This is a genomic window from Heliomicrobium modesticaldum Ice1, assembly GCF_000019165.1.
In the GTDB taxonomy this organism is placed as follows: Bacteria; Bacillota; Desulfitobacteriia; order Heliobacteriales; family Heliobacteriaceae; genus Heliomicrobium; species Heliomicrobium modesticaldum.
On the sequence record NC_010337.2, the window covers coordinates 2,430,977 to 2,444,523 of the forward strand.

A 13,547-nucleotide genomic window follows, 5' to 3' on the forward strand; every position below is an offset into this window, starting at 1 on the left:
GGACAAGGATGAGCAAACGTGATTACTATGAGGTGCTAGGCGTTGGGCGGGACGCCGGGGAGACGGAGATCAAAAAGGCCTACCGCCGGTTGATCAAGGAATTCCACCCCGATGTCCACTCCGACAAAGCATTCGCTGAAGAGAAGACCAAAGAGATCAATGAGGCTTACGAGGTGCTCTCTGATCCGGAAAAGCGCGCCCGCTATGACCAGTTCGGCCACGCCGGTCCCGGCGGTTTTGGCGGATTCGGCGAAGGCGGACCGGATATGGGTGGTTTCGGCGACATCTTCGACATGTTTTTCGGCGGCGGCTTCGGCGGCGGCCAGCGGCGCGGTCCCCAGAAAGGGGCCGACCTGCGGTTCAACTTGTCCATCACCTTTGAAGAAGCTGCTTTCGGCGTGGAGAAAGAGGTCGACATCCCGCGTCTGGAAGCTTGTGATGTCTGCGGCGGCAGCGGCGCTGAGCCGGGTACTTCGGCGACCACCTGTTCGACCTGTCACGGTTCTGGGCGGGTGACCACCGTTGCCAAGACGTTGCTGGGTAACATGCAGACGGTCCGTACCTGTCCCACCTGCGGCGGTGACGGAAAGATCATCAGCAAGCCCTGCCTTCACTGCGGCGGCCACGGGAAGGTCCGCAAAAGGAAGCGCATTAAAGTGAAGGTGCCCGGCGGCGTCGATACGGGAACGCGGATCCGCGTCTCCGGCGAAGGTGAGGCCGGCGACAGGGGTGGACCGCCGGGCGACCTCTATGTATTTATCGAGGTGCAACCGCACTCCTTCTTTGAACGCGACAACGACGACGTGACCTGCCAGGTTCCCATCAACTTTGTCCAGGCGGCCTTGGGTGCTGAGATCGAAGTGCCGACGTTGGACGGCAAGGTTTCCTTGAAGATCCCTGAAGGGACCCAAACGGGCGCCGTCTTCCGCATTCGCGGCAAAGGCATCAAACGCCTTCGGGGTACCGGGCGGGGCGATCAGCGGATCGAGGTCAAGGTGACCGTGCCGACCCGGTTGAGTGAAAAACAAAAGGAATTGCTGCGGGAGTTCGGGCGCACCCTGAAGGCGGAAAACATTGAGTCAGAGAAAGAGAAGTCTTTCTTTGAGAAAATGAAAGACGCCTTCATGTGAGGACCGGCTTAACCGGCGGGGAAGGGTGAATCGCTGTTGAAATGGCGTGAGATCGCCATCACCACCCGGCAGGAAAATGCCGACGCGATGGCCGAGATTTTTGAAGCAGTCGGGGCTATGGGGATGGTCATCGAGGATCCCCAACTGATTGCCAGCTATATTGAAAGCAATGTCTGGGACCTTCATGATGTGGAGATCCCCGATGTGCCGGAAGGCATGATCCGGGTGAAGACATACCTCGCCATCGACAATACCCTGGAAGAGCGGCTTGCGGCGTTGCAGGAAGAACTGTCGGCCCGGGAACGATCCGAAAAATGGCCCGCCCATGCCTGGACGATGACGGACCTCCATGAGGACGACTGGGCTCATGCCTGGAAAGCCTTTTTTAAACCGGAAAAAGTCGGTCGCCGTGTCGTCATCCGGCCGACCTGGGAAGAATATGTCCCTAAAGAAGATGACCTTGTCATCTCCATCGACCCGGGGATGGCCTTCGGAACCGGCACCCATCCTACGACGGTCATGTGTATCCGCGCCCTTGAGGACTATGTCCACGCCGAAGCTCACGTCCTCGATGTAGGCACCGGCTCCGGCGTACTTTCCATTGCTGCCGCCTTGCTGGGCGCGAAAAGAGTGCTCGCCGTCGACAATGACCCGGTGGCTGTGGCCACAGCCCAAGAAAACGTGATCTTGAATCAGGTTGATGAGATTGTGGAAGTTCGCCGTAATGACCTGTTGAGCGGGTTGTCGGAACAGGCTGACATCCTGGTGGCCAACATCATCGCCGATGTGATCATCCGCTTGGCCCCTCAAGCGGCGGCTTTGCTCGCTCCTGAGGGGATCATGATTGCTTCAGGCATCATACAGAACCGTCTCGATGATGTGGTGGCGGCGATGACGGAAAAAGGTTTTTCCATCGAAGAACTGATCAGCCACGGCGAATGGGCCGCCATTGTCGCCCGCAGGGCCGGCGTCTCAGCGGAAGGCTGAACCGGGGCGTGACTGATGTATCGATTTCTCTTTGAACCTAGGAATCTGACCGGTGCTCGCGTCTGCCTCGATCGAGAAGAGAGCCAGCATCTCTCTAAGGTGCTGCGCCTGCGCGCCGGTGATGCTGTGCTTGCCTTTGACGGGCAGGGGAATGAGTATGAAGCCATCGTCGCCGAGATCAATGGCGACAAGGCTTTTCTCGAAAGCCTGCGCCCTACCGGTGCTTCGCGGGAGGCGCCGATCCGCCTCTGGTTGCTTCAGGGCGTCGCTAAGGGAGAAAAGATGGAGCTGGTGATCCAAAAGGCTACCGAGCTTGGTGTGGAAAAAATCTTTCCTGTTCTGACCGAACGGTCTGTCGTGCGTTTCGACGCCGCCAAAGCGAAGGAACGGCGCGATCGCTGGCAGAAGATCGCCCGTGAAGCAGCCAAACAGTGCTGGCGCACGGTTATTCCCGAGGTGCAGCTCCCGGCAGCATGGGCAGAAGTCATCACCGATTGGGATATGACGATGCCCCTCCTGATCCCCTGGGAGAAAGAGCAGGGAAAGGGGCTAAAGCAGGTGCTCACTGTCCTGAAAAAGGAGGGGCTCCTTCACGACAGCCCCGCTAAAGTCATCGGCCTCGCCATCGGCCCTGAGGGCGGATTAACGGCGGCAGAGGTGGCCCTCGCGCGAGACCGAGGCGCTCGGACTGTCAGCCTCGGTCCCCGGATTTTGCGGACCGAGACGGCTGGCATCGCCGCCCTGGCCGCCATCATGTACGAACTGGGGGATTGGGGATGAATCCCGGAGAACCCACCGCTGCATTTCACACCCTTGGCTGCAAGGTCAACCAGGGCGAGACAGACGCTATCGCCGGCATGTTTAAAGCCCGCGGATACGCTATCGTGCCTTTTGACGCGCCGGCTGATGTCTATGTTGTCAACACCTGCACCGTCACTCATCTCAGTGATCGCAAATCCCGCCAGGCCATCCGCAAGGCCAACCGGCAGAACCCTGACGCAGTCGTCGTCGTGACCGGTTGCTATGCCCAGACAGCCGCTGATGAGGTCCAAGCCATCGAGGGGGTAGATATCGTCGTTGGCACCGATCGGCGCAGTGCCATTGTCGATCTGGTGGAGGAGCATCGGCGAAGCGGGGAGACAGTGAATACCGTTTATGACTCATGCCGGATCGAGCGCTTTGAGGAGCTCCCTGCCGCACCAGAACGCTCACGTGCCCGGGCGACGATAAAGATCCAGGATGGTTGTGATCTCTACTGCACATACTGCATCATCCCTTATGCGCGCGGTCCCGTGCGCAGTCGCAGGATAGAGAGTGTTGTCGAGGAGGCCACAAGACTTACCGGTGAGGGGTTTAAGGAGATCGTTCTTTCTGGGATCCATCTGGGCGCATACGGGAGTGATTTCAACGCAGACCTGGCCAAGTTGATCGTTGAACTCTGCCGCATCCCCGGTCTGCGGCGCATCCGTGTCGGTTCTGTGGAACCCCAGGAGTTTACGCCAGAACTGTTGGAGGCCGTCGTCCATCCCCGTGTCTGTCCTCACTTCCACATCCCCTTGCAATCGGGATCAGATGCGGTGTTAGAACGAATGGGCCGCCGGTACCGGCGGCAGGATTTTCTTGATGTGACACGGAAGATCCAACAAATGATCCCTGGCGTGGCGATCACCAGCGATGTCATCGTCGGTTTTCCCGGAGAGCGAGAAGCGGATTACCTGTTGTCGGAGGAACTCTGCCGCGCCACCGGGCTCGCCGGTCTCCATGTCTTTCCCTATTCACCGCGTCGCGGAACGCCTGCGGCAACCTTCCCCGATCAAATTCCTTCGGCTGTCAAGCAGGAGCGGGCGCAGCGACTCGCCAAACTGGCCCGCGAATTGGCCAGCGATTACGCCAAGGGCTTTGTCGGTCAAATTCGAGAAGTGCTGGCAGAAGAACAGGTCGACGGCGTTTGGACTGGACATACGGACAACTACCTGAAGGTCTTTTTCACAGATCCGGCTGGAAGCTCGCCAGAGGAGACGGTGCCGGTGATTAAACGGGAGGATTTGGTCCGCCTTCACTTGCGCCGCATCCGGCCTGACGGCGCCCTCGAAGGGCTTCCCATCGAGCTGGCTTGACGGAGCGAAACCTGGCAAAGGGGGTGAATCTGTTGAGCGAATGTATCTTTTGCAGGATCATCCGGCGGGAGATCCCGGCCCAATTCGTCTACGAAGATGAACAGGTTGTCGCCTTTCGGGACATCAACCCGGTGGCACCGACTCATATCCTGATCATCCCCCGTGAACACATCGCTTCTGTGGCAGAGGCCACCCCCGAACATCAGGCGCTTTTGGGTCAAATCCTCTTAGCAGCCCCCAGGATCGCTGAAAAGATCGGCATCGAGAAGGATAATTTCCGGCTTGTGATCAACACCGGCGCTGACGCCGGTCAGACCGTCTTTCACATCCACGTCCATCTCCTGGCCGGAAGAGCCTTGGCTTGGCCGCCGGGATAAAACGGCAATAACTCCCCTGTTGACGCTTTCACTCCCTGGAAGTATAATGTAGTCTGTGTGCATCTTGTTTGCACACGACCGTTCACCGCACCATGCACAGCCTGGACCCGGCATCTTAGATACCAGCGGGGGGAGGGAAGCGGAATGAGCGAAGTACGAGTAGGTAAAAATGAGACTTTAGATAGCGCCCTGCGGCGTTTTAAGCGCTCCTGCCAGAAAGCGGGCGTTTTGTCGGAATGCCGCAAGCGTGAACACTATGTCAAACCCAGTGTGAAACGGAAGAAAAAATCAGAGGCAGCCCGGAAACGGAAGTCCACCTGAGGAATGGTGACGTTATGTCGCTGAAGGAACGTTTGATGGAGGACATGAAGCAGGCGATGAAGGACAAAGAGGCTGGCAAGTTCCGCCTCTCTGTTATTCGCATGGCTCGGTCCGCCATTCAGAAAGTGGAAATCGATAAACGGCGCGATCTCACGGAAGAAGAGACTATCGATGTGCTTGCCCGGGAAGTGAAGCAGCGCCGCGATTCCATCGCTGAGTATGAAAAAGCGGGTCGCTCCGATGCCGTGGAAGCGCTGAAAGAAGAAATCGCGCTTCTGACCGCGTATCTTCCCCAACAACTTTCCGAAGAAGAGGTCCGCGCGCTGGTGCGGGAAGCTGTGGCGGAGACAGGCGCACAGAGCCCCAAAGACATGGGCAAGGTCATGGGGATTCTGATGCCGAAGGTCAAAGGTCGCGCTGACGGTAAACTGGTCAACCAGGTCGTCAAGGAGTTCCTTGGCTAACCATTGATTGTACAACCCCGGAAACGGATGAAGAGCCCTTGCGGATACCGACCGCAGGGGCTCTTTTTCGTGTGCGCCCTGCGTCACGTCATGGCTCTGTCTCGCTTACGTCGCCGGGTCATGTTCCCCAAACTTTCCGCATAGGTATGGACAAGGATGGAAAGGAGTGCGGAGCATGGCCTGGGAACGGGGCAAGCAGCGATTGCAGAAGGCATTGGCCGGATTCCTCGAAATGCCGAAAGATGTGCTTTTGGATTACCCGAAGATCACCATGATCGGGAATGTGCAACTGGTGCTGGAAAACCACCGGGGCATAGTCGAGTATGCCGACGAACGCATCCGCGTCGGCATCACCGGAGGTCAATTAGAGATTATCGGGGAACAACTGGTGCTACGAACGATCCTTCCCGAGGAACTGGTTGTGGAGGGACGCATCCGTCAACTGAACTACTTTAAATGATCCGGGGGGAGAAGGCCATGTTGCGCCGTTGGTGGTCTTTTTGGATCGGCTTTTTGGGCATCAGAATAGAAGGATCGCAATTGGAGAAGTTCATCAACATGGCGGCAAGCCGGGGCATCCCTCTGTACGACCTGCGGCGGGAACCGTCAGGCCGCATATCGGCGAAGGTGCGGATGGATGGCTTTCGTTCCCTCCGCCATGTGGCCCGCAAGTCAGGCAGCCGGATGCGCATCGAGTCGCGCTACGGCTTGCCTTTTTACGCGTCATCGTTGAAGCGGCAGCGATCTCTCGTCATCGGTGTCATTTCGTTTGTGCTGACGATTTTGATTATGTCCACCTTTGTCTGGGATGTGGAAGTCATCGGCAATGATCGGGTGGACAAGCAGCAGCTTTTGCAGGCAGCCGCCGAGAAGGGGATTCGTTTAGGACGATGGCGTCCCCTGATCGATGTGCGGGAGGCGGAACAAGCGATCATGGGCGCCGTTCCAGGGCTGGAATGGGTGGGCATCACGGCGAAAGGAACCCGCGTCGTTATAGAAGTGCAGGAAAAAGTGTTGCCCAAAAAACCGGCTGTAGACGGACCTTGCAATATCATCGCAACGAAGGACGGTATCATTCAACGCCTGATGGTGCTCGTTGGGGAGGGAAAAGTCGTTGAGGGTGAACGAGTCGTCAAGGATCAGGTGTTGATCTCCGGGCTCATTTTCCAACACAAGCCAACAATACGATCACAAGCAGAAGATAAGCCCGAACCGCCTAAACTAATCGACAAGGTGCAAGCCCGAGGGGAAGCATGGGCCAAGGTGTCATACGATCAATGGATCGAGGAACCTGTTGTGCTGGAAGGGACGGTTCCAACAGGAGCTGTGAGCGAACAATGGCGCATAAAATGGGGAAATAAAGAGATCATCATAAAAGGTCCGCCTAGCAACCCCTATCCTGTCGGCGTTGAAGAGGTTTCTCTGAGAACTCCTTCATTATGGAGGAATCTAGGCTTACCCGTCGAAATAATAAAAGCAGAGTATCATGAACTGCGCGCCTTCCGTCATGAACGCACTGCTCAGGAAGCGATGACAGCGGCGCAGGAGAAAGCCAGGCAGGCTGTCAGTGTTCTGCTGCCGCCGGGCGCCCGGGTGTTGCGGGAGATGGTACTCCCCCAACCGGCGCCCCCGGGAATGGTCAAGGTGAAAGTATCCGTGGAAACGCTGGAAGACATTGGCCAGCCCCAGCCGATCGAAACAAGCACATAACAGGCGCGAGGCGTCACAGGAGGTTGGACGAACCTGTCGGTATCCGGCCAAGAGCAAAGAATCCATCTGAAAGATAACTGGGAAGCGGTCGAGCTTTTCGGCCAGCGTGATGAGAATCTGCGGTTGATCGAGCGCCTGAGTGGAGCCAAGATAGTGGCTCGCGGCGCTGAGATCATTGTCACAGGCAACGAGTCTGCTGTCGAGGCATCGACCCGGCTGATTGAACAAGCGATCGCCTTGGTTCGGTCTGGACGAAAAGTGGGACAGGGCGAGATCGAGTATGCCTTTCGACTGGTCAACGAAGGCCATCAACCGCTGATCGCCGAGGTGCTTGGTGATGTAGTCATGACGACGCCGCGAGGAAAGCAGATTAAGGCGAAAACCTTGGGGCAACGGAAATACCTGCAACTCATCCGCCGAAACCAGATCATTTTCGGCATCGGACCGGCAGGAACTGGCAAGACTTATTTAGCCGTCGTCATGGCCGTGCAGGCGCTGAAGAACAAGGAAGTGAACCGGATCATCTTGACCCGCCCGGCCGTCGAGGCGGGGGAAAAACTTGGCTTTCTTCCGGGAGACCTGCAAGAGAAGGTGGACCCCTACCTGCGCCCTCTGTATGACGGACTTTTTGACACCATGGGCGCCGAACCGACCCAAAAATACATGGAGCGGGGAATCATCGAGATCGCGCCGCTGGCGTACATGCGCGGACGCACCCTTGACGATTCCTTCATCATCCTTGATGAGGCCCAAAACACAACACCGGAACAAATGAAGATGTTTCTAACCCGTATCGGTTTCGGCTCAAAGGCCGTTGTAACTGGTGACATCACACAGGTAGATTTGCCCCGGGGCGCGAACTCGGGGCTTGTGACTGTGCAGAAGATCCTGCAGGGTATCGAAGGACTCGTTTTTCATTTCTTCACCACGGAAGATGTGGTGCGCAACCCGCTCGTCGGTCGGATCATTCGCGCCTATGAGGATTATGAAGGCCGTTTGGGACAGGGAAATGAATGAGGTGAAATCGGGTGGCCTACAGCCAAATGGCGGCCCTGTTGACGTTGGCGCTGCGAAAGTTTTGGCAATACCGGATAGTACGCCGAGTCGTTTTTGGCTTCACTTTTTTTCTGATCTATACGGTGATCCTGGCGTTGCCCCACCTGTCTTCTCTTGAAACGCTGGAAGTAGGGCAAAAAAGTCAGAAAGATATCAAATCACCGATCACGAAGGAGATCGTTGACGAGGAACGAACCCGGTTGGCTCGCGAACAAAAGGTGAATGCCACACCGCCTGTCTACACCCACGATCCCAACGTGGTCGGACGAAGCCAACAGGATATCGACCGGTTGTTTAAAGCCATCTCTGACTATCAACGGTCGGACGGCGAAACAGCCAACTCATCTGAACCGGCGTCTTCAGGCACCCCGGCGGAACAACGCCGGTGGGAGCAGCTAAAAGTGCAGATGAATGTCCCTATTCCGGAAAACGTGCTGCGCAAACTCGTTTCCATGCGGCCGGAATCGCTCGCTTTTATTCAGACGGAGACGCAGAATCAAATCGCCGATCTGTCTGGCATGCCCGGCTTGACCGATACCCTCGATGAGCTGCCGGAGGGGATGCCGCTCACGCGGTCTGCCGGCAGGGTGCTGCCCTACAGCATGCAGGAAGCGCGGGCCATCGTCCTCGAACGGATCGACGGGTCGGTCCTCACGCAGGAATCGAAAGAAATCCTGCGCAACCTGATTCCGCTTTTCTTGCGGCCCAACTCGACCCTCGATGTGGACGCTACCAAGCGGTTGCGCAATGAGGTGCGCCAGAGCGTCGCCCCGATCACCTTCCTTGTCCGCAAGGATGACGTGATCGTGCGCGCCGGTGATATCGTGACAGAAGAACAGATCCAACTCTTGTCCCAGCTGGAATTGTTGCGGACAGGGTCAGCTTGGCTGAAGCCGGCTGGAATAGCGCTGCTGGTCCTTGTGAACATGATGATCGTGCTCTGGTATCTGCGCACCTACCGGCGCGATCTCTATCTGGATGAACGCATGCTCCTGCTGCTGGCGCTAATGTCCATGTTATCCTTGTTGACGGCGCGGAGCATCGCTTCCATCAACCTCCATGAACAGAGGGAGATCTACAACCAACTGCTTTACGTGATTCCGGCGGCGACAGGACCCATGCTGATCGCCATCCTGCTCGACACCCGCGTGGCCATCTTCATGTCCTTTGTGATCAGTGTCTTTATCGGCGTCATTGCCGACGGCTCAATCCCTCATGCCATCGTGGCTTGGATTGGCTCCCTTGTCGGTGTCTACAGTGTTTCCCGTTTCAGTCAGCGAATGGACTTTGCCCGGGCCGGTTTGACGATGGCTGTGGCCAATGCGTTCACTGTCTTTGCCATCGGTTTGGCCACAGGTGTCAAGCTCCCCCTTATCGCCACCTATGGGTTGCCGATGGCCCTTGTTAACGGGATCCTGTCATCGGTGTTCATGATCGGTTCATTGCCTTACCTGGAGTCTGCTTTTAAGCTGACCACTTCGGTCAAACTGCTTGAACTGGCCAATCCAAACCACCCCTTGCTGCGGCGGCTGCTCATGGAAGCGCCGGGCACCTATCACCACAGCCTGCTCGTGGGCAACCTGGGCGAGGCGGCCGCCGAGATGATCGGCGCTGATGCCTTGTTGGTCCGTCTGGGCGCCTATTACCACGACGTGGGAAAGATCCGCCGGCCGGCATTTTTCATTGAAAACCAGGCGCAGGGGCAAAATCCCCATGATAAGATCGCCCCCTCCTTGAGCACCCTGATTATCACCTCCCATGTCAAAGACGGCGCTGAACTTTGCCGTGAGGCGGGCCTGCCATCTCAGGTGATCGATTTAGTCGAACAGCACCACGGGAACACCCTCGTTTCTTACTTTTATCACCGGGCGCGGGAGGCGGATCGCACTGAATCGGTGCAGGAAGGTGATTTCCGTTACGACGGTCCGAAGCCCCAGAGCAAAGAAGCCGCCTTGATCATGCTGGCCGACACGGTGGAAGCAGCCGTCCGCTCGTTACCCCAACCCACATCGGGCAAGATCGAGGGGCTGGTGCGCAAATTGATCAGAGAGAAACTGAATGATGGGCAGTTGGAGGAGTGCGATCTCACCTTCAAGGACCTTGATCGCATCGCCCAGGCCTTCTGCCGCGTTTTCAACGGGATCTACCATATGCGGATCGAGTATCCGGAGGGTGTCTCCAAAGAATTGGACGGGAGGAAGCGCAGTGGAACTGTATATAGTGGATGAACGGGAAGGTGTCACCAAGGCGCCGGAAATGGAGGAATCGTGGCAACTGATGCTGGAGCAGTTGGCCTTTGCTTGTCTGGAAGAGGTCGGTTATCCGCTGGAGGATACGGAGATCAGTCTCGTCCTGACCAACGATGAAAAAATCCGCCGCTTGAATGCTGAGTACCGGAACATCGATCAGCCGACAGACGTGCTTTCCTTCGCCATGGAAGAAGGGCTTGACGATGAGGCGGACTTCCACTTCGACGATCCCACAGCCGGCAAGGTGCTCGGCGACATCATCATCTCTGTTGAAACAGCAGAGCGACAGGCCCAGGAGTATGGCCATTCTCTCGAACGGGAAATGGGGTTTCTCTTTGTCCATGGCATGTTGCATCTCTTGGGCTATGACCACTGTGACGAGGAGCAGAGGAGCCGCATGCGGGCACTGGAAGAAAAGATCCTGAGAAACCAAGGACTGCAACGGGAATGGACTTGAAAAAATGCCTCCGTTCTTTCTGCTACGCTTGGCGCGGCATCATCTGGGTGATCAAGACACAACAGAACATGCGGATCCATCTTATCGCCGCTGTGACCGCTCTGGCCATGGCCGCCTGGTTTCAACTGGGCGGCTGGGAACTGGCCTGGGTGGTCATCGCTGTTTTTCTGGTCCTCGCCGGCGAATCCATCAATTCCGCTATTGAAGCGGCTGTCGATCGCATCGGCCCGGAACAACACCCCCTGGCCGGCGCTGCCAAGGATGCCGCTGCCGGCGCCGTTCTACTGCTGGCGCTGCATGCGCTGATCGCAGCCCTCATCATTTTCGGTCCACGCCTCGCCGGCCTGCTCCGATTCGCGTTCATCGCTGCGATGCCGGAAGCGCACTGTCTATCATTGGTGTAACACTTACGCTGCGCCAAAATTTCTCTCAGCGGAAATCCTATGAATGACTTGACAGGAATGAAGGGAGGACGCCATGGTATTGACGACCGATCAACATCCGGTTCCATCGGAAGCAGCGCTGAACAATCTGATCGAAGCGGCTCGGCAAGCCCGCGAGCGCGCCTATGCGCCTTATTCGCGCTTTCGCGTCGGCGCAGCGCTGCTAGGGGAAGACGGGGTCATCTACAGCGGCTGCAACATCGAAAACGGCGCCTATGGCTTGACCAATTGTGCCGAACGGACAGCGCTATTCAAAGCCGTATCGGAAGGCTGTCGCCGTTTTAAGGCCCTTGTCTTGACTTCTGACGCGCCGTCGCCGGTTACACCCTGTGGCGCCTGCCGCCAGGTCTTAGGCGAGTTTGCTCCCCTAATGCCTGTCTATATGGTCGATGACCGGGGACGCCGGGAGGTCAGCAGGGTAAGTGACTTGCTTCCGGGCATCTTCCGGCTTTCTGAAGCCATCAAATCGACACAACCGGAATCATGGAAAGACTGAGGTGGTCCCTATGGCGGAAACATATCGGTTTGTACGGCGGTACCAACGAGAAAAAGCGACCCCTCCGTTAGGGAAAGCAGATGCCAAGGTTCCCGCGCCGGATCTCGCTGAAAGAAAGGTGGAAAAACTCCGTTCCGGTTTTATCAGCATCATCGGTCGTCCCAACGTGGGCAAATCGACGCTGATGAACCAACTGATCGGCAAAAAAGTGGCCATCATGTCTGATAAGCCCCAAACGACGCGCAACCGCATCGTCGGGGTGCTCAACGCGCCAAAAGGACAGGCCATCTTTCTCGACACCCCCGGCATTCACAAGCCTAAGCACAAACTGGGCGAGATCATGGTGACAACAGCACGCAAGACCTTGGGTGAGGTGGACCTGATCCTCTATGTCGTAGACGCGTCGGAAGAACCGGGCGGAGGAGAACAGTTCATCAGCCAAATGCTCAAAGACATCAAGACGCCCGTCTTTCTCGTCGTCAACAAGATGGACACCGTCAGCCGTGAAGAGGGGCTGAAGAAAATCAGCCAGTACAGCCAGATGGTGGCTTGGCAAGAACTGATCCCTGTCTCAGCGAAGGAAAAGACCAACCTAGACCGGCTCAAAGACCTGATCTTCGCCAAACTGCCGGAAGGCCCTCTTTACTACCCGGCAGGCTCCTTCACAGATCAGCCGGAACGACAGCTGATGGCAGAAATGATCCGGGAGAAGGTGCTCCATGCCACCCGGGAGGAGATCCCCCACTCGGTAGCCGTCATCATCGAACACCTGCAAGAGACGCCCAAGGGTGGCATGGTCGTCCATGCCACCATCTTTACGGAACGGGATTCCCAAAAGGGGATCCTCATCGGCAAAGGCGGTTCTCTGCTTAAAGAGGTCGGTCAGAAGGCCAGGCAGGAGATCGAGGCACTGCTGGGAACTTCGATCTATCTTGAACTCTGGGTGAAGGTAAAGAAAGACTGGCGCCAGCGCCCCGACGTGTTGCGATCCTTCGGTTTTGACGAAAAAATGGAGTGATAGCCGTGAGCTTCCAAACAGGGGATAGGTGGACCCGCGAGAGGGTTGCGCCGCTTATCGACCATACGCTGTTGAAGCCGGATGCCAAGGAGGTGCAGATTGAAGCCCTCTGCCGCGAAGCAGCAACCTATGGTTTTGCCGCTGTCTGCGTCAACCCCGTCTGGGTGGAAACCTGCGCCGCCCTCTTGCAGGGCAGCCCAGTCAAGGTGGCTACTGTCATCGGCTTCCCCCTCGGCGCCTCCCTGAGCCGCGTGAAAGCCCTGGAGGCGCGAGAAGCATTGCGAAGCGGCGCGCTCGAATTGGATATGGTGATGAACATGGGCTGGGCCAAGATGGGACGTTGGGACGCCATAGAGGCGGATATCGCTGCTGTCGTTGAAGAAGCCCGCCGAATGCCCGGCGCCGTTGTCAAGGTGATTCTGGAGACGGCGCTGCTCACCGACGAGGAGATCACAGTCGCCTGTCATCGCGCCTTGAACGCAGGCGCCGATTATGTGAAAACGTCGACGGGCTTTGGGCCTGGAGGCGCTACAACGGCTCATGTGTCGCTCATGGCGGAGACAGTGCGAGGGCGCGCCCGTGTTAAGGCCTCCGGGGGCATCCGGACGGCGGAAAGGGCTGTGCGCATGCTGGAAGCCGGCGCCGACCGCCTGGGGACGAGCGCCTCGCTGGTCATCCTCGACGGCCTCCCCGGCGCCGCCGGCGTCTCCCTATCGAGGTAG

16 protein-coding genes are annotated in these 13,547 nt (G+C 57.4%); all 16 read left to right on the forward strand.

Annotation, left to right across the window (positions count from 1 at the left end):
• Nucleotides 1–8: 8 nt before the first annotated feature.
• The gene (gene dnaJ / locus HM1_RS11170) at nt 9–1,130 is read left to right on the forward strand and encodes a molecular chaperone DnaJ (protein ID WP_012283485.1); all 1,122 of its coding nucleotides are present in this window, start codon (nt 9–11) and stop codon (nt 1,128–1,130) included.
• 36 nt (nt 1,131–1,166) lie between these two features.
• The gene (gene prmA / locus HM1_RS11175) at nt 1,167–2,117 is read left to right on the forward strand and encodes a 50S ribosomal protein L11 methyltransferase (RefSeq protein WP_012283486.1); all 951 of its coding nucleotides are present in this window, start codon (nt 1,167–1,169) and stop codon (nt 2,115–2,117) included.
• Nucleotides 2,118–2,132: 15 nt separating this feature from the next.
• Nucleotides 2,133–2,897 carry a 16S rRNA (uracil(1498)-N(3))-methyltransferase gene (locus tag HM1_RS11180; RefSeq protein ID WP_012283487.1) on the forward strand — a complete coding sequence of 255 codons (765 nt, stop codon included), beginning with the start codon at nt 2,133–2,135 and terminating at the stop codon, nt 2,895–2,897.
• Nucleotides 2,894–4,234 carry a tRNA (N(6)-L-threonylcarbamoyladenosine(37)-C(2))-methylthiotransferase MtaB gene (mtaB, locus tag HM1_RS11185; protein ID WP_012283488.1) on the forward strand — a complete coding sequence of 447 codons (1,341 nt, stop codon included), beginning with the start codon at nt 2,894–2,896 and terminating at the stop codon, nt 4,232–4,234. The genes HM1_RS11180 and mtaB overlap by 4 nt, the downstream gene beginning before the upstream one ends.
• Nucleotides 4,235–4,266: 32 nt before the next feature.
• Complete coding sequence (locus tag HM1_RS11190; RefSeq protein ID WP_041315483.1) at nt 4,267–4,611, forward strand: histidine triad nucleotide-binding protein; 345 nt, start codon at nt 4,267–4,269, stop codon at nt 4,609–4,611.
• A 144-nt stretch (nt 4,612–4,755) separates the two neighbouring features.
• On the forward strand, nt 4,756–4,932 hold the full coding sequence (gene rpsU / locus HM1_RS11195; protein WP_041313817.1) for a 30S ribosomal protein S21: 177 nt from the start codon (nt 4,756–4,758) through the stop codon (nt 4,930–4,932).
• A 14-nt stretch (nt 4,933–4,946) separates the two neighbouring features.
• The gene (locus HM1_RS11200) at nt 4,947–5,396 is read left to right on the forward strand and encodes a GatB/YqeY domain-containing protein (protein ID WP_012283490.1); all 450 of its coding nucleotides are present in this window, start codon (nt 4,947–4,949) and stop codon (nt 5,394–5,396) included.
• Between the two features lie 175 nt (nt 5,397–5,571).
• Nucleotides 5,572–5,856, forward strand: a complete 285-nt coding sequence (gene yqfC, locus HM1_RS11205) for a sporulation protein YqfC (protein ID WP_012283491.1) — start codon at nt 5,572–5,574, stop codon at nt 5,854–5,856.
• Nucleotides 5,857–5,873: 17 nt separating this feature from the next.
• Entirely contained in the window at nt 5,874–7,106 is a 1,233-nt protein-coding gene (yqfD, locus tag HM1_RS11210; RefSeq protein ID WP_012283492.1) for a sporulation protein YqfD, read from the forward strand.
• Between the two features lie 33 nt (nt 7,107–7,139).
• Nucleotides 7,140–8,123 (forward strand): PhoH family protein, encoded by a 984-nt coding sequence (locus HM1_RS11215; RefSeq protein WP_041313824.1) that lies wholly within the window; start codon nt 7,140–7,142, stop codon nt 8,121–8,123.
• 11 nt (nt 8,124–8,134) lie between these two features.
• Entirely contained in the window at nt 8,135–10,390 is a 2,256-nt protein-coding gene (locus tag HM1_RS11220; RefSeq protein WP_012283494.1) for an HD family phosphohydrolase, read from the forward strand.
• Complete coding sequence (gene ybeY, locus HM1_RS11225; RefSeq protein WP_012283495.1) at nt 10,368–10,868, forward strand: rRNA maturation RNase YbeY; 501 nt, start codon at nt 10,368–10,370, stop codon at nt 10,866–10,868. The genes HM1_RS11220 and ybeY overlap by 23 nt, the downstream gene beginning before the upstream one ends.
• A complete protein-coding gene (locus HM1_RS11230) occupies nt 10,859–11,272 on the forward strand; it encodes a diacylglycerol kinase (protein ID WP_012283496.1) in 414 nt (137 codons plus the stop codon). Before ybeY ends, HM1_RS11230 begins: the two co-directional genes overlap by 10 nt.
• Before the next feature lie 73 nt (nt 11,273–11,345).
• The gene (cdd, locus tag HM1_RS11235; RefSeq protein ID WP_012283497.1) at nt 11,346–11,807 is read left to right on the forward strand and encodes a cytidine deaminase; all 462 of its coding nucleotides are present in this window, start codon (nt 11,346–11,348) and stop codon (nt 11,805–11,807) included.
• 118 nt (nt 11,808–11,925) lie between these two features.
• The gene (era, locus tag HM1_RS11240; RefSeq protein WP_012283498.1) at nt 11,926–12,825 is read left to right on the forward strand and encodes a GTPase Era; all 900 of its coding nucleotides are present in this window, start codon (nt 11,926–11,928) and stop codon (nt 12,823–12,825) included.
• Nucleotides 12,822–13,547, forward strand: coding sequence for a deoxyribose-phosphate aldolase (deoC, locus tag HM1_RS11245; protein ID WP_012283499.1), 726 nt, complete (start codon nt 12,822–12,824; stop codon nt 13,545–13,547). Before era ends, deoC begins: the two co-directional genes overlap by 4 nt.